The sequence below is a fragment of the Pseudomonas sp. 210_17 TE3656 genome (assembly GCF_054821965.1).
Genome location: NZ_JBTRBC010000001.1, coordinates 1,610,274 through 1,634,419, shown reverse-complemented (window position 1 = coordinate 1,634,419; position 24,146 = coordinate 1,610,274). Strand labels below are relative to the sequence as shown.

The window sequence follows — 24,146 nt, the reverse complement described above, 5'->3', positions numbered from 1 at the left end:
CACCGGGCTGCTGCAAGGGCTGGCAAAGTGCCCGGTTGCGGCCATAGTTAAGGCTCGAGTTGGAGGGCCATTGCCATGGAGCGTCTGATCCGCGTTCTGGGCGCGATGACCCGCTGGGGCCTGGGAATCTGTGCCTTGCTGGCTGTGCTGGTCGCGCTGTATGTCAGCCTGGGCCGGCAACTGGTGCCGCTGGTGGCCGAATACCGCGCCGAAGTCGAAGACAAAGCCGAGCAGGCTTTGGGCATGCCTGTGCACATCGGCAGCCTGCAAGGGCACTGGAGCGGCCTGGCACCGGTGCTGGTGGTCAACGATATCCAGGTGGGCGAGGGTGTCACCGCGTTACGCCTGGACGGGGTCAAGGTGGTGCCGGATCTGTGGGCCAGCCTCAGCGAGCGTCAGTTGCGCCTGGCCAACCTGGAAGTGGGTGGCCTGCACCTGAGCCTGCATGAAGATGAACAGGGCGCCTGGACCCTCGACGGTCTGCCGAAAACCGACGACAAGCCGCTGGATCCGCAGCAGTTGCTGGAGCAAATGCAGGCGGTGGCGAAGATCACTGTGCTCGACAGTCAGGTCACCCTCGAGCCGTTCCAGCGCGATCCGATGACCCTCACTTACGTCAACATTGGCTTGCAAACCGGCAGCGTTCGCCAGCGTCTGGATGCACGCCTGACCTTGCCTGACGGTCAGCCCGTGGCCATGAGCGTGCGCAGCCGCGTGCGTCCGGCGCACTGGCGTGATGGCCAGCTCGATGCCTACCTCAGCTTGCCTCAGAGTGACTGGGCGCGCTGGTTGCCGCCGCGGTTGCTGGGGCAATGGCAGGCCAAGGAGCTTAAAGCCGGGGGCGAGTTCTGGCTGAACTGGAGCAAGGGCCAGCTGCAGAGCAGCGTGGTTCGCCTGAATGCACCGCAGTTACGTGGCGCCTATGCCGGCCGTGAAGAGGCCAAGGTAGAAAACCTCGCGCTTAATGGCTGGTTCCAGCGCCGCGATCAAGGTTTTGATGTGCAACTCGATTCGCTGGCCATGAGCCTGGGCAAGACCCGTTGGGAATCGCACCTGCAACTGAATCAGAACGCTGCCAGTGAGAAGGGTGAAGAAACCTGGAAAATCCAGGCCGATCGCCTCGACCTGACCCCGCTCACGCCGCTGATCCAGTCGCTGGCACCGTTGCCGGACAAAGCCATGGCGGTGGTCGAGGGGCTGAAGGTCAAGGGCAGTCTGCGCAATGTCCTGTTGGATATCCGCCCGAAAGCAACCGGAGACCAGCGTCTGAGCTTTGCTGCCAATCTGGAGCGGGTGGGCTTCAGCGCCTATCACGGTGCTCCGGCGGCGGGGAACGTCAGCGGTAGCATCAGCGGTGACCTCGGCCATGGCGAATTGCGCCTGGACACAGACGCTTTCATGCTCCATCTCTACCCGATCTTCGCCAAACCCTGGAATTACCAGAAGGCCAATGCGCGCCTGACCTGGCGCCTCGACCAGGAAGGTTTCACCCTCATCGCCCCGTACCTGAAGGTGTTGGGCGAAGAGGGCAAGATTGCCGGTGACTTCCTCATCCGTCTGCTGTTCGATGAAACACGTGAAGACTACATGGACTTGCGTGTCGGCCTGGTCGATGGCGATGGCCGCTACACCGCCAAGTACCTGCCTGAAGTCCTCAGCCCGGCGCTGGACGAATGGCTGCGCACCGCCATTCTCAAGGGCGCGGTCGACGAAGGCTATTTCCAGTACCAGGGCTCGCTCAATCACGGTGCATCCGAACAGGCGCGCAGCATCAGCCTGTTTTTCAAGGTCCATGATGCCGCGCTGGACTTCCAGCCTGGCTGGCCGCAGGTGCAGCAGGTCGATGGTGATGTGTACATCGACGATGATGGTGTGCGCGTCAACGCCAGGCATGGACAGTTGCTCGATACCAAGGTCAGCGATGTGCAGGTCAACATTCCCCACGTTGCCAGTGGTGAGCACACGCATATGTACCTGGATGGGGCATTCGATGGCGGCTTGGGCGATGGCCTGAAAATCCTCCAGGAAGCGCCGATTGGTACGGCGGCGATGTTCGCGGGCTGGGAAGGTGAGGGTAGCCTCAAGGGCAAGCTCAAGCTGGATATCCCCTTGGCCAAGGGCCAGCAACCGCAGGTGGTGGTGGATTTCGACACCAGCGATGCGCGTCTGAAAATTGCCGCCCCGGTGATCGAGCTGAACCAGCTCAAGGGCGCGTTCCGCTTCGACTACGGCAAGGGCCTCAGCGGCCAGAACATCAGCGCACGGGTATTCGACAAGCCGATCACCGCGCAGATCTTTGCCGAGGGCAAACCCGGCGAGCTGCAAACGCGGGTCCAGGCCAAGGGTCAGGTGGCGCTCGGTGCCCTGACCCAATGGTTGCAGGTCAAGCAGGCCTTGCCGTTATCCGGCGAGCTGCCGTATCAGCTGCAGCTCAATCTGGGTAGCCGAGACAATCAGCTCAAGGTCGACTCCAGTCTCAAAGGTCTGGCCATCAACCTGCCTGCACCCTTCGGCAAGACAGCCGAAGAAACCCGCAACAGCCAGTTCGGCATGACCCTGCAAGGGCCTGAACGGCGGTTCAGCGTCAGCTACGCCGATGTCGCCAACATGCTCTATGCCGCGCCCATGGACAAACTCGACCAGGGTCGTGGCGAACTGGTGCTTGGCGGTGGCAGCGCGCAATTGCCCAGCGCTCAGGGTGTGCAGGTACGCGGCAAACTGGCTGAGCTTGACCTCGCACCGTGGCAGCAGCAAATGGACAGTCTGGCCGGCAATGACCCGGGCGGCAGTGCCCGCCAGCTATTGCGCGGTGTCGACTTGAGCATCGCCCGGCTCAAGGGTGCCGGCCTTGACCTGAACCAGGCAGTAGTGCGTCTGCAGCGCAATCCGAATAACTGGGCGTTGCGCCTGGACAGCAAGGAAGTCATCGGCAACGCGCGCCTGCCTGACGCCAAGGGCACGCCGCTGGTGGTGAACCTGCAGACCCTTCACCTGCCGCCGCAAGATCCGGCTGAGGTGACGGTGCCCAACGCGCCTGATCCGATGGCCAAGATCGATCCGCGCAAGATTCCGTCCATCGACCTGAGTATCGACAAGTTGTACCGCGGCGATGACTTGCTCGGCAGTGCAGCGGTCAAGGTGCGTTCGACCGCCAAGGGTATCGCCCTGAATGACCTGGACCTCAGCCTCAAAGGCCTGCAGATCGACGGCAATGGCGGTTGGGAAGGCGCTCCGGGCGCGAGCGGCAGTTGGTACAAGGGGCGTATCGAGGGCAAGAACCTGGCCGACGTGCTCAAAGCGTGGAATTTTGCCCCGACCGTCACCAGCCGCGATTTTCGCATGGATGTCGATGCGCGCTGGCCGGGATCGCCGGCCTGGGTCAGCCTTGGTCGGCTCTCCGGCAGCCTCGATGCCGCCCTGCGTAAAGGCCAATTTGTTGAAGTCGAGGGCGGCGCCCAGGCCCTGCGGGTGTTTGGCCTGCTCAACTTCAACTCGATTGGCCGGCGTTTGCGCCTGGACTTCTCCGACCTGTTCGACAAGGGCCTGAGTTATGACCGGGTCAAAGGTCTGCTGGTGGCCAGTGAAGGCGTTTACGTAACCCGCGAGCCGATCACCGTGACCGGTCCTTCGAGCAATTTCGAGCTTGATGGCACCCTGGACATGGTGCGTGACCGGGTTGACGCGAAACTGCAGGTGACCTTGCCGGTGACCAACAACCTGCCGCTGGCCGCCTTGATTGTCGGAGCACCGGCGGTCGGTGGTGCGTTGTTCCTGGTTGATCGTCTGCTGGGTGATCGCGTGGCGCGTTATGCCAGCGTGCACTATCGCGTCGAAGGCCCGTGGAAAGAGCCTAAAATCAGCTTTATCAAACCGTTCGACAAATAGCCTCGGGAGCGCCAATGAAGTCAGCAGTGATCCAGATGGTCAGCCAGAGCGATATCCCGGCCAACCTGGAGCAGGCTCGGCGTTTGCTTGAGCAGGCGGCTGCCGGCGGTGCGCGCCTGGCGGTGTTGCCGGAAAACTTCGCCGCCATGGGCCGCCGCGACAGCGCCGCCATCGGTCGCGCCGAGGCGCTGGGCGAGGGGCTGATACTGCCGTGGTTGAAACAGGCAGCACGCGACCTCAGGTTATGGGTGGTGGCTGGCACCTTGCCTTTACCGCCGGCCGGGCAGCCGGACGCCAAGTCCCATGCCTGTTCGTTGTTGATCGATGAGCATGGCGAAACCGTAGCGCGCTACGACAAGCTGCACCTGTTCGATGTCGATGTCGCCGACAACCGTGGCCGCTATCGGGAGTCTGATGACTATGCCCATGGCAGCCGGGTGGTGGTTGCCGATACCCCGGTCGGACGTCTGGGCTTGAGCGTATGCTATGACTTGCGCTTCCCTGAACTGTACAGCGCCTTGCGCGCTGCCGGGGCCGAACTGATCAGTGCTCCGGCAGCGTTCACCGCCGTAACCGGCGCGGCGCATTGGGAAGTGCTGATCCGCGCGCGGGCGATTGAAACCCAGTGTTATGTCTTGGCCGCCGCGCAGGGCGGTACCCACCCGGGGCCACGGGAAACATACGGTCATGCGGCGATCGTCGATCCCTGGGGGCGGATTATCGCCGAACAGGCCAGCGGCGAGGCCGTGCTGCTGGGCGAACGCGACAGCAGCGAACAGGCGTCCATCCGGGCGCGGATGCCGGTGGCCTTGCACCGGCGCTTTTTCTCGCAGGACGCTTTGCGGCCTGCGCACACCTCGGAGTGACTATGAGCGAGATGTTATCCACTGTCAGCGAGCATCTGCTGGCGCCGGGCGGGCTGACCCTCGACAGCCTGCAGTCAGTGCTGGGTGAGTTGGCCGGGCCGGGCATCGATGCCGCCGACCTGTATTTCCAGGGGCAGATTTCCGAATCCTGGGCGCTTGAAGACGGGATCGTCAAAGAAGGCAGTTTCAACCTCGACCAGGGCGTGGGCGTACGTGCCCAGTCCGGTGAGAAAACCGGTTTCGCCTACAGCAACGCCATTAACCTGGAGGCTCTGACTTCAGCTGCGCGTGCCGCCCGCTCGATCTCCCGCGCTGGGCAGAACGGCAGTGTGCAGGCGTTCAAAAGTCAGGATGTCGTTCAGCTGTATGGCAACGACAACCCGCTGGAAGTGCTCAGCCGTGCCGAGAAGGTCGAGCTGCTCAAACGTGTCGATGCCGCCACGCGCAAGCTTGACCCGCGAATTCAGCAGGTTACCGTGAGCATGGCCGGGGTCTGGGAGCGGATCCTGATCGCCGCAGCCGACGGCAGCCTGGCCGCGGATGTGCGTCCGCTGGTGCGTTTCAACGTCAGTGTGATCGTCGAGCAGAACGGTCGGCGTGAGCGCGGTGGCCATGGCGGTGGCGGGCGTACCGACTATCGCTATTTCACCGACGAGCGGGTCATGGGCTTTGCCCGTGAGGCCCTGCGTCAGGCTTTGGTCAATCTGGAAGCGATTCCGGCCCCGGCCGGCACCTTGCCGGTGGTCCTCGGTTCTGGTTGGTCCGGGGTGTTGCTGCATGAGGCAGTCGGCCATGGCCTGGAAGGTGACTTCAACCGCAAGGGCAGCTCGGCCTACAGCGGCCACATGGGCGAAAAGGTTGCCTCGAGCCTGTGCACCATCGTCGATGATGGCACCCTGGAGGGTCGCCGCGGCTCGTTGAGCGTGGATGACGAAGGCACACCCACCGAGTGCACCACGCTGATCGAGAACGGCATTCTCAAGGGCTACATGCAGGACAAGCTCAACGCCCGGTTGATGGGCATGGCGGTCACCGGTAACGGGCGCCGCGAGTCTTACGCGCACCTGCCAATGCCACGCATGACCAACACCTATATGCGTGCCGGGGAAAGCGATCCGGAAGAAATCATCAAGTCGGTCAAGCGCGGCCTCTACTGCGCCAATCTGGGCGGCGGCCAGGTGGATATCACCAGCGGCAAGTTTGTCTTCTCCACCAGCGAAGCCTATCTGATCGAAGACGGCAAAATCACTGCACCGGTCAAAGGCGCGACGCTGATCGGCAACGGTCCGGAAGCCATGAGCCGGGTATCGATGGTCGGTAACGACCTGTCCCTGGACAGTGGTGTGGGCACCTGTGGCAAGGATGGTCAGTCGGTGCCGGTTGGCGTCGGCCAGCCGACCTTGAAGATCGATGCGATCACCGTGGGTGGCACGGGCGCATGAAGTTGAAACCGGGCGGGCAGGGCGCCTGCCCGGTCGCGGGGCTCAACGCAGGCCGCGTTGAACCTCGTCGAGGGTGCGAATGTACTTGAAGATCTTGCGGCTGGCGCTAGGCGGCTTGTTGGTTTTCAACTCGTGCTGGGCCTGGCGGATCAGCGAGCGTAGCTGCTGGCGGTCGGCTTCCGGGTATTCCTGGACGAATTTTTCCAGGACTTCGTCGGTGCCGTCGATCAGCCGGTCGCGCCAGCGTTCGAGGCCGTGGAAGCGCTCGTTGTACTGGCGCGAAGAGGCGTCGAGCTGGTCAAGAAGGGCAGTGATCGCGTCGATGTCCTGGTCACGCATCAGCTTGCCGATGAACGACTTGTGACGCCTTTTGGCCTCGTTCGCCGTGTGGCGCTTGTGCTCTTCCAGGGCCGCGCGCAATTCGTCGGTCAAGGGCAGTTTGGCCAGGATGTCGGGCTTGAGCAATGTGAGGCGCTCGCCCATATCGACCAGCGCCTGCATTTCGCGCTTGATCTGGGTTTTGCTTTTTTCGCCGTCGAAGGCGGTGTCGTAAGAATCAACCATGGGGGCAGTCCGCTGAGAATCGCCGCCATGATAACCAGTCGGGGGCCGCTTGTCCGGCCCGGTCGTAGATTGACCCGTGCCGAACGCAGAATTTGAGTGGAGAAAACCATGAATGCAGTCCAGAGCGTAGGTCCACAGGCCCTGCCGGCGTTGCAGGAGCAGGTTGAGCAGATCATCGCCGAAGCCAAACGCCAAGGGGCCAGCGCCTGTGAAGTAGCGGTTTCGCTGGAGCAGGGCTTGTCGACCTCGGTACGCCAGCGCGAAGTGGAAACCGTGGAGTTCAACCGCGACCAGGGTTTTGGTATCACCCTGTACGTTGGCCAGCGCAAAGGTTCGGCCAGCACCTCGGCCAGCGGCAGCGAGGCCATTCGCGAGACCGTCGCCGCAGCACTGGCGATTGCCAAGCACACTTCCGAGGATGATTGCGCAGGGCTTGCCGATCCGGCGTTGATGGCCCGTGATCTGCCTGACTTCGATCTGTATCACGCCTGGGACATCACCCCGGAACAGGCGATCGAAAAGGCGCTGGCTTGCGAAGCGGCAGCCTTTGATGCCGATGCGCGGATCAAGAACGCTGACGGCACCACGCTCAATACCCATCAGGGCTGCCGCGTGTATGGCAACAGCAACGGTTTTATCGGTGGCTATGCGTCGACCCGTCACAGCCTGAGCTGCGTGATGATCGCCGAAGCCGACGGGCAGATGCAGCGTGACTACTGGTATGACGTCAATCGCCAGGGCGAGTTGCTGGCCGATCCTCGCAGCATCGGCCAGCGCGCCGCGCAACGGGCCGCCAGTCGCCTGGGCGCGCGACCGGTGCCGACCTGCGAGGTGCCGGTGCTGTTCTCGGCAGAGCTGGCCGGGGGGCTGTTCGGCAGTTTCCTGTCGGCGATCTCCGGCGGCAACCTGTACCGCAAGTCATCGTTCCTTGAGGGCACCATGGGTCAGCGCCTGTTCCCCAGCTGGCTGACCCTGGATGAGCGTCCACACCTGATGCGCGCGCTGGGCAGTGCGGCCTTCGATGGCGATGGTCTGGCCACCTACGCAAAACCGTTCGTCGAAAAAGGCGAGTTGGTCTCCTACGTACTGGGTACTTATTCCGGACGCAAACTTGGCCTGCCGAGCACCGCCAATGCCGGTGGCGTGCATAACCTGTACGTTACCCACGGGGTTGAGGATCAGGCTGCGCTGATCCGGCGTATGGGACGTGGATTGTTGGTCACCGAGTTGATGGGGCATGGCTTGAACATGGTGACCGGCGACTACTCCCGTGGCGCCGCCGGGTATTGGGTCGAGAATGGCGAGATTCAGTTCGCTGTTCAGGAAGTGACCATCGCCGGCAATATGAAGGACATGTTCCAGCAGATTGTCGCGATCGGTAATGATCTTGAGACTCGTAGCAACATTCACACCGGCTCGGTATTGATCGAGCGGATGACTGTGGCGGGTAGCTGATTGCTGTAGGAGCGGGCTTGCCCCGCGATATCGCCTAGTCAGTCACACTGTATCGCGGGGCAAGCCCGCTCCTACCGAGAGAGTGTTCCCCCTGAAGCCCGGCCATGCGCCGGGCTTTTTTGTTTTTCTACTTTCGCCTCCTTGAATTGATTCTAATTATCACTTAATAATGAATATCATTATCTAGGCGATGATGTTCATGAAACCCGTCCTTCACGAATTGCCCTACCTCGAAAACTGGCGCTGGCTCAGCCGCCGTATCCGTTGTGCGATGGAGCCGGACGAACCACGCTTGATCGACCACTACCTGGCCGAAGGCCGGTATCTGGTGTGCTGCACTGAAACTTCGGCCTGGACCGTCGCCCTGACCTCATTCCGCCTGCTCCTGGATACCGCTTGCGACCGCATGCTGCCCTGGCATTGGCGCTGCCTGTGCCTGGATCAGGCCTGGAAGCCGCTGTTGCAGCTGCGCAAGCTCGACGGTGGCGAGCACGGCCAGCGTTGGCAGCCTCTCGCCCTGCAACTGGCGAACTGCACGCTACTGCCTTCGATTTCTTTCGCTGAACTGATGTAAGGACTTGATGATGAGTAATACCCGTATCGAGCGTGACAGCATGGGTGAACTGCAGGTGCCGGCCGAGGCCCTGTATGGCGCTCAAACCCAGCGCGCGGTGAACAACTTCCCGATCAGCCAGCAGCGCATGCCGACCCAGTTCATTCGTGCACTGCTGCTGGCCAAGGCTGCAGCGGCCAAGGCCAACATCGAACTCAAGCAACTGGACGAGGGGCAGGGCACGGCCATTGTCAAAGCGGTCGAGCAACTGCTGGCTGGCGATTTCATTCAGCACTTCCCGGTGGACATCTTCCAGACCGGCTCCGGCACCAGCTCGAACATGAACGCCAACGAAGTGATTGCCACCCTGGCAAGCCGCATTTTCGGCGATACGGTCAACCCGAACGATCACGTCAACTGCGGGCAAAGCAGTAACGACATCATTCCGACCACTATTCATGTCAGTGCCGCCCTGGCCTTGCATGAGCAACTGCTGCCGGCGCTCAAGCACCTGGTGCAGGTGATTGAGCGCAAGGCAATCGAGGTGCATCCCTTCATCAAGACAGGCCGCACCCACCTGATGGACGCCATGCCGGTGCGCATGAGCCAGGTGCTCGGCGGTTGGGCGGCGCAGATCTCGGCTGCCATCGCGCACATTGAGTCGACCTTGCCGGCTTTGCAGTCGCTGGCCCAAGGCGGTACAGCCGTAGGGACAGGAATCAATGCCCATCCCGAATTCGCCGGGCGGTTCAGCCAGCAGCTGTCTGAACTCACCAAGGTGCCATTCACCCCTGGGCAGAACCTGTTCGCCCTGATCGGTTCCCAGGACACTGCCGTTGCCGTGTCGGGTCAACTCAAGACTACCGCCGTGGCCTTGATGAAGATCGCCAACGACCTGCGCTGGATGAACTCCGGACCGCTGGCGGGCCTTGGTGAGATCGAGCTGGAAGGCCTGCAGCCGGGTTCTTCGATCATGCCGGGCAAGGTCAACCCGGTAATTCCGGAAGCCACTGCCATGGTCGCCGCGCAGGTCATCGGTAACGACGCGACTATCGCCGTGGCCGGTCAGTCGGGCAATTTCGAACTCAACGTGATGTTGCCGATCATCGCTCAGAACCTGCTGAGCAGCATCGAGCTGATGGCCAATGTCAGCCGCTTGCTGGCCGACAAGGCGATCGCCAGTTTCAAGGTCAACGAAGCCAAGCTCAAGGAAGCGCTGGCGCGTAACCCGATCCTGGTAACGGCGCTGAACCCGATCATTGGCTACCAGAAGGCCGCCGAGATTGCCAAAACCGCCTACAAACAAGGGCGGCCGATCATTGATGTAGCCCTGGAGCACACCGACTTGCCGCGCAGCCAGCTGGAAGTGCTGCTCGACCCGGAAAAGCTTACTGCCGGCGGGATCTGATAGCGCCCTGGAGGTTTGTCATGCAGCACTGGAAACGCACCACCGAAATTGCCAATCGCCTGTTCGACCAAGGTGAGCTGGTCGATGCCCGCGAGTTGTATCTGCAGGCCCTGGCCCTGGCCCAGGTGTTGTTCGAGCGCTGGCATGACGCCGACGAAGCGGTGGCCGTGTGCGTGATTGCTCACCACAACCTGGCCGACCTGCACCTGCGTTTGAATCAGCCTCAGGAGAGCGCGGAGTACCTCTGCGCTATCCATCAGCGGCTGTTGCAGGCCATGCAGGATCAACGTCTGACGCCAGCGCTACGCGAAGCGGCGCTGCGTCACAGCGGCAAGACCTACACCGAGTTGCTCAATTTCATCAGTGAGTACGGCCAGTACCCACGAACCGAGCGCCTGCTCCACAGCCATGGCCCGCAACCGGCGGTACTTGCCGGTCAGGAAAGGGCCGGGTCTTCTGCTCATCAATACGGGATCCATTGAGAATGCCTTATACCTTGCCTGCATTGACTTACGCCTACGATGCGCTGGAACCGCACATCGATACCCAGACCATGCAGATTCACCACAGCAAGCACCATCAGACCTACATCAACAACCTCAATGCTGCCGTCGAAGGCAGCGAATGGGCCGAATGGCCGGTCGAACAACTGGTGGCCGCGGTCAAGCAGTTGCCATCGAGCCTGCAGGCGGCAGTGATCAACCAGGGTGGCGGGCATGCCAACCACTCGCTGTTCTGGACGGTCATGTCGCCCCAGGGCGGTGGTCAGCCCCAGGGTACGGTTGCCAAGGCTATCGATCAGCAATTGGGTGGCTTCGACGCCTTCAAGGATGGCTTCACCAAGGCGGCGCTGACCCGTTTCGGCAGCGGTTGGGCCTGGCTCAGCGTGACGCCGGAGAAAAAGCTGGTGGTGGAGAGCAGTGGTAATCAGGACAGCCCGCTGATGCACGGCAACACGCCGATTCTGGGGCTGGATGTCTGGGAACATGCGTACTACCTGCTGTACCAGAACCGTCGTCCTGAATACATCAATGCCTTCTACAACGTGATCGACTGGTCCGAGGTAGAACGCCGTTATGTAGCCGCCCTGGTGTGAGTCGTCCCGGTATGCGTACGGATGTGATGTCCATCAGCAGCGTGCGTTTGTTTCGCCTGGCGCTGGGTACCCTGTTGCTGCTGGTCGGCTGCGCTTTGCTGGTAGCGCAGGGGTTGGCCTGGCTGGACCTTGAGCCGCGCATGATGCGTGCGCTCGAAGGGGGTGCCCTGTGTGCATTGGGGACCGCGCTGGGTGCAGTGCCGGTGCTGGTGATCCGCAGCATGCCGGTAGCCTTGGCCGATACGTTGCTGGGTTTTGGGGCAGGGGTGATGCTGGCGGCAACAGCGTTTTCCCTGATCATTCCCGGGCTCGATGCTGCCCAGGCTATTGGCCTGGGCAAATGGGGTGCCGGAGGGCTGGTTAGTTTCGGCTTGCTGTTCGGCGCTTTCTGCCTCTACCTGGTCGATCTCAAAGTGTCTGGCGCTTCGCCGGAGGCCTTGGTCGGCACGGCCCAGCAGCCGGTGATTGCTGCACGGATCTGGGTGTTTGTCATCGCCATCATCGCCCACAACATCCCGGAAGGCATGGCCATCGGTGTGTCGGCTGGTGGTGGAATGGCGGATGCCGACAGTCTGGCCATGGGCATCGCCCTGCAGGATGTGCCCGAAGGCCTGGTCATTGCGCTGGTGCTGGCCGGGGCCGGGATGGCGCGATTCAAGGCCTTTGCCATCGGTGCGGCGTCTGGTCTGGTCGAGCCGGTGGCGGCAGTGATTTGCGCCTGGCTGGTGACGGTGGCGGAGTTGTTGTTGCCGTTGGGCCTGGCTTGCGCGGCCGGGGCGATGTTGCTGGTGGTGACTCAGGAGATCATTCCTGAATCACGCAGCAACGGTCATCATCGCTTGGCCAGCCTGGGTTTGTGCGTCGGCTTCTGCCTGATGATGGTGATGGATACGGCGTTGTCTTGAGCAGGAAACGGAGGGCGGTTACTCGCCCTCGTCAAAGTAGTTGTTGATCAGCTCGATCAACGCTTCCAGGGCTTCGTCCTGTTGCTCGCCTTCAGTATGCAGGTGTACCTGGGTACCTTTGCCCGCTGCCAGCATCATTACGGCCATGATGCTTTTGCCGTCGATCAGTTTGTCTGGCGCGCGGCCTACGCGCACGGTGCAGGGGAAGCGTCCGGCCACGCCGACAAACTTTGCCGCAGCCCGGGCGTGTAGCCCCAGCTTGTTGATGATGGTGATTTCACGAGCGGGCATCGCGGCGGTGGTCCTGTGGGCTAGAGGTCGCGGTGGCGAACCTGGACATTCTTCAGGGATTGCTGCAGCAACTGGCCCAGGCGTTCGGTAAGGTAAACCGAACGGTGGTGTCCACCGGTACAGCCAATGGCAATGGTGACGTAAGCGCGGTTGCTGGCGGCAAAGCGCGGCAACCATTTGAGCAGGTAGCTGGAGATGTCCTGGAACATTTCTTCGACGTCCGGCTGGGCTGCCAGGTAATCGATGACCGGCTGTTCCAGGCCGGAGTGTTCACGTAGCTCCGGCTTCCAGTAAGGGTTGGGCAGGCAGCGCACGTCGAACACCAGGTCGGCGTCCACCGGCATGCCACGCTTGAAGCCGAAGGATTCGACCAGGAACGCGGTACCGGGTTCTGGCTGGTTAAGCAGGCGCAGCTTGATCGAATCCCGCAACTGGTAGAGGTTCAGTTTGGTGGTGTCGATCTTCAGGTCGGCGAGGTCGGCGATTGGCCCCAGCAGCTCGGTTTCGACCTTGATTGCTTCGGCCAGCGAGCGATTGGCGTTGGTCAGCGGGTGACGCCTGCGGGTTTCCGAGAAACGCTTGAGCAGGGTCTCTTCGTCGGCGTCCAGGTACAGCACATCACACTGGATATGCTTGCTCCGGGCATCTTCGAGCAGCTCGGGGAAACGTGTCAGATGGCTGGGCAGGTTGCGCGCATCGATGGATACCGCCACTTTGGGCTGCATCAGCTCGGTGTTGATCAGGGCATTTTCCGCCAGCTGCGGTAGCAGTCCGGCAGGCAGGTTATCGATGCAGTAGTAGCCGTTGTCCTCCAGGACTGCGAGGGCGGTGCTCTTGCCGGAGCCGGATCGGCCACTGACGATAATCAGGCGCATGTTCAGGACTCGTTCTGTACGTCCAGTACGACCTGGTACAAGGCTTCACTGCTACCGGCGGCACGCAACCTGTCACGCACTTCCTTACGGTCGAGCATGCTGGCAATTTGGCGCAACAGCTCAAGGTGCGCATCAGTGGCCGCTTCGGGAACCAGCAGGACAAACAGCAAATCGACCGGGGCGCCATCGATGGCGTCATAGTCAATCGGTGCATCCAGGTGTATCAGGGCGCTGATGGGGGATGAGCAGCCTTTCAGGCGGCAGTGTGGAATGGCAATGCCATTACCAAAACCGGTCGACCCGAGTTTCTCCCGGGCAAACAGGGCTTCAAAAACGTCTTGCATCTCCAGGTCCGGAACTTCCCGGTCGATCAGGGTGGCGATTTCCTGGAGTGCACGCTTTTTACTGCCTCCCGGCGCGTTCACCAGGGAACGGCCGGGGGTCAGGATGGTTTCAAGTCGGATCATGGATGAGGGGGATCAGCGGGCCGCTGCACCTTGCAGCAGGCTTTGCTGTTTTTCCTTGTGTTTTTTCAGTTGGCGGTCGAGCTTGTCGGTCAAGGCATCGATCGCTGCATACATGTCTGTGTGTTCGGCATTTGCAACCACTTCGCCGCCGGGAATAAACAGCGTCGCTTCAATTTTCTGCTGCAGCTTCTCGACCTTCATGATTACCGTCACATTGGTAATCTTGTCGAAGTGCCCTTCCAGCCGTTTCAGTTTCTGTTCGACGTACTCGCGCAGCGGCTGGGTGACTTCTACATGCTGTCCACTGATATTGACTTGCATACAGCTTCTCCTTTGTTGCCCGTGCATAAGAGGCAGGTATTGCGCCTGCCACTGAACTGCTATGGCTATCTCAGGGGCTACATCAGTCGCTTACGCTCACTCGACGGTGCAATGCCGAGGGACTCGCGGTACTTGGCGACGGTGCGACGGGCTACCTGGATACCTTGTGCCTCCAGTAAACCAGCGATCTTGCTGTCACTCAATGGCTTTTTCTGATTTTCCGCTGCAACCAGTTTTTTGATGATCGCGCGAATCGCTGTGGACGAGCATTCACCGCCTTCGGAGGTGCTGACGTGGCTGGAGAAAAAATACTTCAGCTCGTAAATCCCACGCGGCGTATGCATGTATTTCTGGGTGGTGACCCGGGAAATGGTCGACTCGTGCATGCCCACCGCTTCGGCGATGTCGTGCAATACCAGCGGCTTCATTGCTTCGTCGCCGTGATCGAGGAAACCACGTTGGTGCTCGACGATCTGGGTGGCAACCTTCATCAGGGTTTCGTTGCGGCTCTGCAGGCTCTTGATGAACCAGCGGGCTTCCTGCAACTGGTTGCGCATGAAGGTGTTGTCGGCGCTGGTGTCGGCACGGCGGACGAATCCGGCGTATTGCGGATTGACCCGCAGGCGCGGCACGGCTTCCTGGTTGAGCTCGACCAGCCAGCGTTCGTTGTCCTTGCGCACGATCACGTCAGGGACCACGTATTCGGCTTCGCTGGATTCGATCTGCGAGCCGGGGCGCGGGTTGAGGCTCTGGACCAGTTCGATGACCTGGCGCAGTTCGTCTTCCTTGAGTTTCATCCGCCGCATCAGCTGGCTGTAGTCACGGCTGCCAAGCAGGTCGATGTAATCGCGGACCAGGCGCTGGGCTTCGGCCATCCAGGGGGTGCTGGCGGGCAGTTGACGCAGCTGCAGCAGCAGGCACTCGCTGAGGTTGCGGGCGCCGATGCCGGCCGGTTCGAATTGCTGGATGCGGTGCAGCACGGCTTCGACTTCGTCGAGCTCGATATCCAGCTCCGGGTCAAAGGACTCGCAGACTTCTTCGAGGGTTTCGTCGAGGTAGCCCTGGTTGTTGATGCAGTCGATCAGGGTGACCGCGATCAGCCGGTCGGTGTCGGACATCGGCGCCAGGTTCAACTGCCAGAGCAGGTGGCTTTGCAGGCTTTCGCCAGCCGAAGTGCGGGTGGTGAAGTCCCACTCGTCATCGTCGTTGCTGGGCAGGCTGCTGGCGCTGGTCTGGTAGATGTCTTCCCAGGCCGTATCGACCGGTAGCTCGTTGGGGATGCGCTCGTTCCATTCGCCGTCTTCCAGGCTGTCCACGGTTGGCGTGGTTTCCTGGAAACTGGTGTCCTGGACTTCGGCGACCGGCTTGCTTTCGGCGTTATCCGCCATCGGGTCGCTGTTGTCGAAGTCGTCGCCTTCTTCCTGGCGTTCGAGCATCGGGTTCGATTCCAGCGCTTCCTGGATTTCCTGCTGGAGGTCCAGGGTAGAAAGCTGGAGCAGACGGATGGCCTGTTGCAACTGCGGTGTCATCGTCAGTTGCTGGCCCATTCTTAGGACGAGCGATGGTTTCATGGCAGGGGCTTAACACCTTTTTCGCCGGCGCACATGCGCCATCCACTACAAGGGCACCGAAGCGCCAACTTTAAGCAAATTATATGCCTGAAATTGGAGCGTTTGCCTAGGGTGCTGTAACAATTAAGCCGGATTTCACCGGTACAGTTGCCCCTGGCAAGCGCTTTGTCGCCTCGAACTTACAAGCGGAACTCGTGGCCCAAGTACACCTCTTTGACCAGATCGTTGGCCAGGATGGTCTCTGCATCGCCTTCGGCAATCAGTTGGCCATCGTTGACGATGTAAGCGGTTTCGCAGATATCCAGGGTTTCACGGACGTTGTGGTCGGTGATCAGTACACCGATGCCCTTGGCCTTGAGGTGATGGATGATCTGCTTGATGTCGCCGACCGAAATCGGGTCGACACCGGCAAAGGGTTCGTCGAGCAGGATGAACTTCGGTGCAGTGGCCAGGGCGCGAGCGATCTCCACGCGGCGCCGTTCGCCGCCGGACAGGCTCATGCCGAGGTTGTCGCGAATGTGGCTGATGTGAAACTCCTGCAGCAGGCTTTCCAGTTCCTTGCGGCGTCCGGCGGTGTCGAGGTCCTTGCGGGTCTCGAGGATCGCCATGATGTTGTCGGCAACCGAAAGCTTGCGAAAGATCGAGGCTTCCTGGGGCAGGTAACCAATACCGGCACGGGCGCGGCCGTGCATCGGCTGGTGGCTGACATCCAGATCGTCGATCAGGACACGGCCCTGATCGGCCTGGACCAGGCCGACGATCATGTAGAAGCAGGTGGTCTTGCCGGCGCCGTTAGGGCCGAGCAGGCCGACGATCTGGCCGCTGTCGATCGACAGGCTGACGTCGCGGACCACTTGTCGGCTCTTGTAGCTCTTGGCCAGGTGCTGGGCTTTGAGGGTCGCCATTTACTCGGCCTTCTTCTTAGGCTGGATCACCATGTCGATACGCTGGCGCGGTGAGGTCACATTGCCGCCACGACCGGCAGTCGCTACCTGGGACTTGGTGTTGTAGACGATCTTCTCGCCTTCGGTGGTATTGCCTTCGTTGACCACTTTGGCGCGGTCAGTCAGCACCACCAGGTCTTTTTGCGCCTGGTACTGGATGGTCACGGCGTAGCCTTGCATCTTGTCCGGCTTGGCAGCGCTCTGTTGCTGCTCGAAGTAGGCCAGGTTGCCCACCGAGGTCACCACATCGATGTCGCCGGAGTCGGCGCGGGTGATGGTCACGGTGTTGCCTTTGATCATCATCGAACCTTGGGTGATGATGACGTCGCCGGTGTAGGTGGCGACCCCTTTCTTGTCATCCAGATGCGCGTTGTCGGCCTGAATGCGGATAGGCTGGTCACGGTCGGTCGGCAGGGCCCAGGCGCTCGCGCTTCCCAGTGCTGCGCTCAGGCTGAGCAAAAAGGGGAGGGTTTTAACGAGCCTCATACTGTCCTCTTACGTTGGACAGCAGGTCCATCCTGCCGTCTTTCAAATACGCTTTCATTCCATTGCCCGTAGTGACGCCACCGGCGCCGTCGATTTTAACGGCTTGTGCGGTTTGCGCATATTGCTTCTGCGGGAATACCGTCATGCGGCTGGTGGTAATGATCATGGTGCGGTTCTTTTCATCGGTGCGGGCAACCCGTACCGAGTCAATCAATTCCACTTCCGAGCCATCCGGATTGACCTCGCCCTTTTCGCTCTGCACGTGCCAGGGGTAGGTGGTGCCACGGTACAGCTGCAGGTCCGGCTTGGTCAGCAGGGTCACTTCGCTGACCTTGAGGTGTTCGACCTTGTTGGCGGTCATCTCGTACTGCATCTTGCCGTCTGGCAGGAACTGTACGCTGTGGGCATTGGTGGCGTAATAGTCGATAGCGTTGTTGTCGACGCTGACCACCGGCTTGTCGAGAAAGCTCTCGGGGCCGATGTTCCAGTAGCCGACTGCCGCCAGCAAGGCGGCAATCACACTGTACAGCGCAGCGGTGCGGAATTTTTTACTGAACATGTGGCGCTCTACAGGTAATGGGCATTGGCCGCGTCGAGATTGCCCTGGGCTTGCAGGATCAACTCGCAGAATTCGCGGGCTGCGCCTTCACCGCCACGGGCCTTGGTGACCCCGTGGGCGTGCTCGCGGACAAAGGCTGCGGCATTGGCCACCGCCATGCCCAGGCCGACGCGACGGATCACCGGCAGGTCAGGCAGGTCGTCACCCAGATAGGCAACTTGTTCATAGCTTAGGTTGAGTTGGCCAAGAAGTTCGTCCAATACCACCAATTTATCTTCGCGCCCCTGATACAGGTGCGGGATGCCGAGGTTCTTGGCCCGGCGCTCGACCACCGGGGTCTTGCGCCCGCTGATGATCGCCGTGGTCACGCCCGAGGCCATGAGCATCTTGATGCCATGGCCGTCGAGGGTGTTGAAGGTCTTGAATTCGCTGCCATCTTCGAGGAAGTACAAGCGGCCGTCGGTCAGTACGCCGTCAACATCGAATACCGCAAGCTTGATCGCCTTGCCGCGCTGGAGCAGGTCCTGGCTCATTTACATCACTCCCGCACGCAACAGGTCGTGCATGTTCAGGGCGCCAACCGGGCGCTCGTCCTTGTCGATCACCACCAGGGCGCTGATCTTGTGGTCTTCCATGATTTTCAGGGCTTCGGCGGCGAGCATTTCGGCGCGGGCGGTCTTGCCGTGAGCGGTCATGACCTCTTCGATCAGGGTGGTGTGTACATCAATGTTGCGATCCAGGCTGCGGCGCAAGTCGCCGTCGGTGAAGATCCCGGCCAACCGCCCGTCGGCTTCAAGCACCACGGTCATGCCCAAACCTTTGCGAGACATTTCAAGGAGTGCGTCCTTGAGCAGGGTTCCGCGTTGCACCTGCGGCAGCTCCTCACCTGCGTGCATGACGTTCTCGACTTTCAACAGCAGGCGGCGACCGAGGGCGCCACCAGGGTGCGAGAAAGCGAAATCTTCAGCGGTAAAGCCGCGAGCTTCGAGCAAGGCAATGGCCAGGGCGTCGCCCAGGACCAGTGCGGCGGTAGTCGAGGAGGTCGGTGCCAGGTTCAGTGGGCAGGCTTCTTGGGCAACGCGGGCATCGAGGTTGACTTCGGCGGCTTTGGCCAGCGGCGAGTCCGGGTTGCCGGTCAGGCTGATCAGCTGGATACCCAGGCGCTTGATCAACGGCAGCAGGGTAACGATCTCGGCGGTCGAACCGGAGTTGGACAGGGCGAGGATGACGTCGTCGCGGGTGATCATGCCCATGTCGCCATGGCTGGCTTCGGCTGGATGAACGAAGAAGGCCGGCGTGCCGGTGCTGGCCAGGGTCGCGGCGATTTTGTTGCCGATATGCCCGGACTTGCCCATGCCGACCACCACCACGCGGCCCTTGCTGGCCAGGATCAGCTCGCACGCCTTGACGAAATCGGCGTCGATGTGGGCTAGCAAGCCCTCAACCGCCTCGAGTTCGAAACGGATGGTGCGTTGCGCGGATTGGATCAGGTCGCTGGATTGGCTCATGTCGAAAATCGGATTGCCTGATGAAAAGGCGGCGATTATAGCGGTAATGCGCAAAACCCTCACCTTGTGATTGTCATACAGTCGCTCGCCAACCTTAACCCTGGCTGAACAAGCACTGCTACGGCCTTGGGGCGCCGCTATCAGCGGTGATATAGTTCGCCGCCTGTTCGGCCCGCTCAGGGCGTGCGTGCCTCCATGAAGGGGGCGCGCGTCTGAGTGAGATGGCTGCATCGCAAGGAGTCTAGATGAGCGTTGATAACGCCTACGCGGTCGAGTTGAAGGGTGTGTCCTTCAAGCGCGGTTCGCGCAGCATCTTCAATAATGTCGATATACGCATTCCCCGCGGCAAGGTCACCGGCATCATGGGGCCTTCCGGGTGCGGCAAGACCACACTGTTGCGTCTGATGGGCGCACAGCTGCGTCCGGCCAGCGGCGAGGTTTGGGTCGCCGGGCAGAATCTGCCGACGCTGTCGCGCAGCGATCTGTTCGATGCGCGCAAGCAGATGGGGGTGTTGTTCCAGAGTGGCGCACTGTTCACCGATCTCGACGTGTTCGAGAACGTGGCATTCCCGCTGCGGGTGCATACCCAGCTGTCCGACGAAATGATCCGTGACATTGTTCTGATGAAACTGCAGGCCGTTGGCCTGCGCGGTGCCATCGAACTGATGCCTGACGAGCTGTCCGGGGGCATGAAGCGTCGTGTGGCTCTGGCACGGGCCATTGCCCTGGACCCACAGATCCTCATGTACGACGAGCCCTTCGTCGGTCAGGACCCGATCGCCATGGGCGTTCTGGTGCGGCTGATCCGCCTGCTCAACGATGCCCTGGGCATCACCAGCATCGTGGTTTCCCACGACCTGGCTGAAACCGCCAGTATTGCCGACTACATCTATGTGGTCGGTGATGGCCAGGTACTCGGCCAGGGCACGCCGGACGAGCTGATGGGCTCCGACAATCCGCGCATTCGTCAATTCATGAAAGGCGACCCGGACGGACCGGTACCCTTTCACTTTCCTGCGCCGGATTACCGCGCCGATCTTCTGGGGAAGCGTTGATGCGCAGAAAATCCTTGCTCGAACGTATTCGTCGTTTTGGCCGTTCGGCCATCGACGTGCTGGCCGTGCTCGGTCGCTCGTTTCTGTTCCTGCTGCACTCGCTGGTCGGGCGCAGCGGTACCGGCGGCGGCTTTCAACTGCTGGTCAAGCAGCTATATTCGGTCGGCGTGCTGTCGCTGGCGATCATTGTCGTTTCCGGTGTGTTCATCGGCATGGTGCTGGCCCTGCAGGGTTTCAGCATCCTGACCAAATACGGCTCGGAACAGGCAGTCGGGCAGATGGTTGCCTTGACCTTGCTGCGTGAGTTGGGGCCGGTGGTTACTGCATTGCTGTTTGCCGGGCGTGCAGGCTCGGCGCTGACCGCCGAAATCGGCAACATGAAGTCCACTGAGCAGCTTTCCAGCCTGGAAATGATCGGTGTCGATCCGCTCAAATACATCGTTGCCCCGCGTTTGTGGGCCGGTTTCATCTCGTTGCCGATGCTGGCGCTGATTTTCAGCGTGGTGGGCATCTGGGGTGGGTCCTGGGTGGCGGTGGACTGGCTGGGCGTCTATGAAGGCTCGTTCTGGGCAAACATGCAGAACAGTGTGTCGTTCACCGACGATGTGCTCAATGGCGTGATCAAGAGCCTGGTTTTTGCTTTTGTTGTTACCTGGATTGCCGTATTCCAAGGCTATGACTGCGAGCCCACTTCAGAGGGGATCAGCCGTGCCACCACCAAGACCGTGGTCTATGCCTCATTGGCAGTCCTGGGTCTGGACTTTATTCTGACCGCCTTGATGTTTGGAGATTTCTGATGCAAAACCGCACCCTGGAAATCGGTGTCGGCCTGTTCCTCCTGGCCGGGATCCTGGCGCTGATCCTGCTGGCCCTGCGTGTCAGCGGCCTGTCGGCGAGCCCGAGCAGCGATACCTATAAAATTTACGCATACTTCGACAATATCGCCGGTTTGACGGTCAGAGCTAAAGTGACCATGGCCGGTGTGACCATCGGCAAGGTCACGGCCATCGATCTGGACCGTGACACCTACACTGGTCGAGTGACGCTGCAGCTGGAAAAACGCGTAGACAACCTGCCTACCGACTCCACTGCATCTATCCTCACCGCTGGGTTGCTCGGTGAGAAGTACATCGGTATCAGCGTGGGCGGAGAAGAGGCGGTGCTCAAGGATGGTGCAACCATTCACGACACCCAGTCGGCGCTGGTGCTGGAAGATCTGATTGGCAAGTTCCTGCTCAATACCGTTGGCAAAGAAGCTAAATAAGGAGTTTCCATGATTTCTATCCTGCGACGCGGCTTGCTGGTACTGCTGGCTGCGCTGCCGTTGATGGCTGGCGCAGCTGCTCAGTCCCCCAAAGAGGTGATTCAGGGGACAACCACCCAGTTGCTGGCCGACCTGAAGGCCAACAAAGAGCAATACAAGGCCAACCCGAGTGCGTTCTACGATGCCTTGAACGCCAATCTGGGGCCGGTGGTCGATGCTGATGGCATCTCCAGAAGCATCATGACCGTCAAGTACTCGCGCAATGCGACCCCGGAGCAGATGCAGCGCTTCCAGGACAACTTCAAGCGCAGCCTGATGCAGTTCTATGGCAACGCCTTGCTTGAGTACAACAACCAGGGCATCACCGTCGGCGCAGAGAAAAAGGACGGTGATGACCGCGCCAGCGTCGACATGACGGTCAAGGGCAACAACGGCGCCATCTATCCGGTGCAGTACACCATGACCAAGCTGAACGGCGAATGGAAAGTACGTAACGTCATTGTCAACGGCATCAACATCGGCAAGCTGTTCCGTGACCAGTTCGCTGACGCCATGAACCGCAATGGCAACGACCTGGACAAGACCATCAATGGTTGGGCCGGCGAAGTGGCCAAGGCCAAGGAAACTGCCGAGAAGCAAGAGCAATGAGTGATAGCGCCGTGACCATGAACGAGCCAGGCGTGTTGCGCCTGGTCGGGGTGCTGGACTACCGCAGCGGGCCCGCCTTGCGCAAGGAAGGTAAAGCCTTGATCACGGCGTGCAAGGCCGGCGCCCTGGTGCTCGATTGCTCGCAGGTGGAGAAATCCAGCAGCGTCGGCTTGTCCCTGTTGCTGGCATTCATGCGCGATGGCAAGGCGGCCGGCAAGGCTGTCGAGGTTCGCGCAATGCCTCAGGATATGCGTGAAATCGCCGAGGTTTATGACCTCGACGAGGTGCTGGTCGGGCAATGACCGCCAGCCAGCGACTGGCCCCTCTGTCAGAGTCTCCGTTTACGGGGTTCGCAGGCGAGGGGCTTTTTTGTATGATGGCCGACCCGCGCGCACAGGGCGCCGATTGAGGTTGAGCATGCAGGCCGTAGAAGTTAAGAACTTCCTTGAAGAAAAGTTGCCGGGAACCCGGGTCGAAGTTGAAGGCGAAGGCTGCAACTTCCAGTTGAACGTGATCAGTGACGAATTGGCGGCCCTGAGCCCGGTCAAGCGTCAACAGCAGATCTATGCTCACCTTAACCCGTGGATCACCGATGGCAGCATCCATGCGGTAACCATGAAATTTTTCAGCAGCGCAGCCTGGGCTGAGCGCAACTGAGCCTAAATTGGCGGCGAGACACAAATGGACAAACTGATTATTACTGGCGGCGTTCGTCTTGATGGCGAAATCCGCATTTCCGGTGCCAAGAACGCGGCCCTGCCGATTCTTGCCGCTACCCTGCTTTGCGATGGTCCGGTCACGGTCGGCAACCTGCCGCACCTGCACGACATCACCACCATGATCGAGCTGTTCGGCCGCATGGGCATTGAGCCTGTGATCGACGAGAAGCTCGCGGTAGAGATCGATCCACGTACCATCAAGACCCTGGTTGCGCCGTACGAGCTGGTGAAAACCATGCGCGCCTCGATCCTGGTACTGGGCCCCATGGTTGCCCGCTTTGGCGAAGCCGAAGTGGCACTGCCTGGCGGTTGCGCCATTGGTTCGCGTCCGGTCGACCTGCACATCCGTGGCCTGGAAGCCATGGGCGCAAAAATCGAAGTCGAAGGTGGCTACATCAAAGCCAAGGCGCCTGAAGGCGGCCTGCGCGGTGCGCACTTCTTCTTCGACACCGTCAGTGTGACCGGTACCGAGAACATCATGATGGCCGCTGCCCTGGCCAAGGGCCGCAGCGTGCTGCAGAACGCCGCGCGTGAGCCGGAAGTGGTCGATCTGGCCAACTTCCTCAACGCCATGGGTGCCAAGGTCCAGGGCGCTGGCACCGACACCATCACCATCGATGGCGTCGAGCGTCTGGGTTCTGCGACCTACCGGGTCATGCCGGACCGTATCGAAACCGGTACCTACCTGGTCGCTGCTGCCGTCACCGGTGGCCGGGTCAAGGTCAAGGATACCGATCCGACCATCCTCGAAGCCGTCCTTGAAAAGCTCAAGGAAGCGGGTGCCGAAGTCACCACCGGTGAAGACTGGATCGAACTGGACATGCATGGCAAGCGGCCAAAAGCCGTGAACCTGCGTACCGCTCCGTATCCGGCCTTCCCGACCGACATGCAGGCGCAGTTCATCTCGCTCAACGCCATTGCCGAAGGCACCGGTGCGGTGATCGAGACGATCTTCGAAAACCGTTTCATGCACGTTTACGAAATGCACCGCATGGGCGCGCATATCCAGGTCGAAGGCAACACCGCCATCGTCACCGGCACCAAAACCCTCAAAGGCGCGCCAGTCATGGCCACCGACCTGCGGGCTTCGGCGAGCCTGGTGCTGTCGGCCCTGGTGGCCGAAGGCGACACCCTGATCGACCGCATCTACCACATCGACCGTGGTTACGAGTGCATCGAAGAGAAACTGCAGATGCTGGGCGCGAAGATCCGTCGCGTACCGGGCTAGTCTGTGACCGGCGCAGGGACGCGCCAGCCAATTGCT

General features: G+C 60.8%; 27 protein-coding genes. 16 read left to right on the top strand and 11 right to left on the bottom strand.

Going from position 1 to position 24,146, the window contains the following annotated elements:
* Positions 1–75 precede the first annotated feature (75 nt).
* The 3 genes from ACVI9W_RS07725 to tldD are packed head-to-tail and all read left to right on the top strand — an operon-like array spanning position 76 to position 6,193.
* Positions 76–3,885: a YhdP family protein gene (locus tag ACVI9W_RS07725; protein WP_461529666.1), complete on the top strand. Its 3,810-nt coding sequence runs from the start codon at positions 76–78 to the stop codon at positions 3,883–3,885.
* A gap of 14 nt (positions 3,886–3,899) precedes the next feature.
* Entirely contained in the window at positions 3,900–4,751 is an 852-nt protein-coding gene (locus ACVI9W_RS07720) for a carbon-nitrogen hydrolase family protein (protein WP_461529665.1), read from the top strand.
* Between the two features lie 2 nt (positions 4,752–4,753).
* Positions 4,754–6,193 carry a metalloprotease TldD gene (gene tldD, locus ACVI9W_RS07715; RefSeq protein WP_461529664.1) on the top strand — a complete coding sequence of 480 codons (1,440 nt, stop codon included), beginning with the start codon at positions 4,754–4,756 and terminating at the stop codon, positions 6,191–6,193.
* 42 nt (positions 6,194–6,235) lie between these two features.
* Here the strand turns inward: tldD and yjgA are convergent, their stop codons facing one another.
* Positions 6,236–6,757: a ribosome biogenesis factor YjgA gene (gene yjgA / locus ACVI9W_RS07710; protein ID WP_157193989.1), complete on the bottom strand. Its 522-nt coding sequence runs from the start codon at positions 6,755–6,757 to the stop codon at positions 6,236–6,238.
* 108 nt (positions 6,758–6,865) lie between these two features.
* On the opposite strand from yjgA, the gene pmbA reads away from it, so the two are divergent.
* The 6 genes from pmbA to ACVI9W_RS07680 all read left to right on the top strand — a co-directional run bounded on the left by pmbA (position 6,866) and on the right by ACVI9W_RS07680 (position 12,174).
* Positions 6,866–8,212: a metalloprotease PmbA gene (gene pmbA, locus ACVI9W_RS07705; protein WP_038614409.1), complete on the top strand. Its 1,347-nt coding sequence runs from the start codon at positions 6,866–6,868 to the stop codon at positions 8,210–8,212.
* 190 nt (positions 8,213–8,402) lie between these two features.
* Complete coding sequence (locus ACVI9W_RS07700; protein ID WP_461529663.1) at positions 8,403–8,786, top strand: FagA protein; 384 nt, start codon at positions 8,403–8,405, stop codon at positions 8,784–8,786.
* A gap of 10 nt (positions 8,787–8,796) precedes the next feature.
* Positions 8,797–10,173, top strand: coding sequence for a class II fumarate hydratase FumC (fumC, locus tag ACVI9W_RS07695; protein ID WP_461529662.1), 1,377 nt, complete (start codon positions 8,797–8,799; stop codon positions 10,171–10,173).
* 20 nt (positions 10,174–10,193) lie between these two features.
* On the top strand, positions 10,194–10,655 hold the full coding sequence (locus tag ACVI9W_RS07690; protein ID WP_038614401.1) for a hypothetical protein: 462 nt from the start codon (positions 10,194–10,196) through the stop codon (positions 10,653–10,655).
* A gap of 2 nt (positions 10,656–10,657) precedes the next feature.
* Complete coding sequence (locus tag ACVI9W_RS07685; RefSeq protein WP_461529661.1) at positions 10,658–11,269, top strand: superoxide dismutase; 612 nt, start codon at positions 10,658–10,660, stop codon at positions 11,267–11,269.
* An 11-nt stretch (positions 11,270–11,280) separates the two neighbouring features.
* On the top strand, positions 11,281–12,174 hold the full coding sequence (locus tag ACVI9W_RS07680) for a ZIP family metal transporter (protein WP_038614397.1): 894 nt from the start codon (positions 11,281–11,283) through the stop codon (positions 12,172–12,174).
* Between the two features lie 18 nt (positions 12,175–12,192).
* Here ACVI9W_RS07680 and ACVI9W_RS07675 read toward each other — a convergent pair whose 3' ends face one another.
* From ACVI9W_RS07675 to ACVI9W_RS07630, 10 genes are all read right to left on the bottom strand, one after another.
* Entirely contained in the window at positions 12,193–12,465 is a 273-nt protein-coding gene (locus tag ACVI9W_RS07675; RefSeq protein WP_038614394.1) for an HPr family phosphocarrier protein, read from the bottom strand.
* 20 nt (positions 12,466–12,485) lie between these two features.
* Positions 12,486–13,340, bottom strand: a complete 855-nt coding sequence (gene rapZ, locus ACVI9W_RS07670) for an RNase adapter RapZ (RefSeq protein WP_342623174.1) — start codon at positions 13,338–13,340, stop codon at positions 12,486–12,488.
* A 2-nt stretch (positions 13,341–13,342) separates the two neighbouring features.
* Entirely contained in the window at positions 13,343–13,807 is a 465-nt protein-coding gene (gene ptsN, locus ACVI9W_RS07665; RefSeq protein WP_157193978.1) for a PTS IIA-like nitrogen regulatory protein PtsN, read from the bottom strand.
* A 12-nt stretch (positions 13,808–13,819) separates the two neighbouring features.
* The gene (hpf, locus tag ACVI9W_RS07660) at positions 13,820–14,128 is read right to left on the bottom strand and encodes a ribosome hibernation-promoting factor, HPF/YfiA family (protein ID WP_028942831.1); all 309 of its coding nucleotides are present in this window, start codon (positions 14,126–14,128) and stop codon (positions 13,820–13,822) included.
* A gap of 77 nt (positions 14,129–14,205) precedes the next feature.
* Positions 14,206–15,699 (bottom strand): RNA polymerase factor sigma-54, encoded by a 1,494-nt coding sequence (locus ACVI9W_RS07655; RefSeq protein WP_157193977.1) that lies wholly within the window; start codon positions 15,697–15,699, stop codon positions 14,206–14,208.
* Positions 15,700–15,878: 179 nt separating this feature from the next.
* The gene (gene lptB, locus ACVI9W_RS07650; protein ID WP_038614382.1) at positions 15,879–16,604 is read right to left on the bottom strand and encodes an LPS export ABC transporter ATP-binding protein; all 726 of its coding nucleotides are present in this window, start codon (positions 16,602–16,604) and stop codon (positions 15,879–15,881) included.
* Positions 16,605–17,129 (bottom strand): lipopolysaccharide transport periplasmic protein LptA, encoded by a 525-nt coding sequence (gene lptA, locus ACVI9W_RS07645; protein WP_191832280.1) that lies wholly within the window; start codon positions 17,127–17,129, stop codon positions 16,605–16,607.
* Positions 17,116–17,688 (bottom strand): LPS export ABC transporter periplasmic protein LptC, encoded by a 573-nt coding sequence (gene lptC, locus ACVI9W_RS07640; protein ID WP_461529660.1) that lies wholly within the window; start codon positions 17,686–17,688, stop codon positions 17,116–17,118. The genes lptA and lptC overlap by 14 nt, the downstream gene beginning before the upstream one ends.
* Positions 17,689–17,696: 8 nt before the next feature.
* Positions 17,697–18,221: a KdsC family phosphatase gene (locus ACVI9W_RS07635; protein WP_461529659.1), complete on the bottom strand. Its 525-nt coding sequence runs from the start codon at positions 18,219–18,221 to the stop codon at positions 17,697–17,699.
* Positions 18,222–19,196: a KpsF/GutQ family sugar-phosphate isomerase gene (locus ACVI9W_RS07630; RefSeq protein WP_038616920.1), complete on the bottom strand. Its 975-nt coding sequence runs from the start codon at positions 19,194–19,196 to the stop codon at positions 18,222–18,224.
* 245 nt (positions 19,197–19,441) lie between these two features.
* Here ACVI9W_RS07630 and ACVI9W_RS07625 point away from each other — a divergent pair, with 245 nt between their 5' ends.
* The 7 genes from ACVI9W_RS07625 (at position 19,442) to murA (ending at position 24,110) form a co-directional block, all read left to right on the top strand.
* Positions 19,442–20,251: an ATP-binding cassette domain-containing protein gene (locus tag ACVI9W_RS07625; protein ID WP_038614373.1), complete on the top strand. Its 810-nt coding sequence runs from the start codon at positions 19,442–19,444 to the stop codon at positions 20,249–20,251.
* Entirely contained in the window at positions 20,251–21,048 is a 798-nt protein-coding gene (gene mlaE, locus ACVI9W_RS07620; protein ID WP_461529658.1) for a lipid asymmetry maintenance ABC transporter permease subunit MlaE, read from the top strand. Before ACVI9W_RS07625 ends, mlaE begins: the two co-directional genes overlap by 1 nt.
* Complete coding sequence (gene mlaD / locus ACVI9W_RS07615) at positions 21,048–21,515, top strand: outer membrane lipid asymmetry maintenance protein MlaD (protein ID WP_157193971.1); 468 nt, start codon at positions 21,048–21,050, stop codon at positions 21,513–21,515. Before mlaE ends, mlaD begins: the two co-directional genes overlap by 1 nt.
* A 9-nt stretch (positions 21,516–21,524) precedes the next feature.
* Positions 21,525–22,163 (top strand): MlaC/ttg2D family ABC transporter substrate-binding protein, encoded by a 639-nt coding sequence (locus ACVI9W_RS07610; protein ID WP_461529657.1) that lies wholly within the window; start codon positions 21,525–21,527, stop codon positions 22,161–22,163.
* Positions 22,160–22,465 (top strand): STAS domain-containing protein, encoded by a 306-nt coding sequence (locus ACVI9W_RS07605; protein ID WP_461529656.1) that lies wholly within the window; start codon positions 22,160–22,162, stop codon positions 22,463–22,465. The genes ACVI9W_RS07610 and ACVI9W_RS07605 overlap by 4 nt, the downstream gene beginning before the upstream one ends.
* Before the next feature lie 115 nt (positions 22,466–22,580).
* The gene (locus ACVI9W_RS07600) at positions 22,581–22,820 is read left to right on the top strand and encodes a BolA family protein (protein ID WP_028942843.1); all 240 of its coding nucleotides are present in this window, start codon (positions 22,581–22,583) and stop codon (positions 22,818–22,820) included.
* 24 nt (positions 22,821–22,844) lie between these two features.
* Positions 22,845–24,110, top strand: a complete 1,266-nt coding sequence (murA, locus tag ACVI9W_RS07595; RefSeq protein ID WP_157193967.1) for a UDP-N-acetylglucosamine 1-carboxyvinyltransferase — start codon at positions 22,845–22,847, stop codon at positions 24,108–24,110.
* Positions 24,111–24,146: the final 36 nt, after the last annotated feature.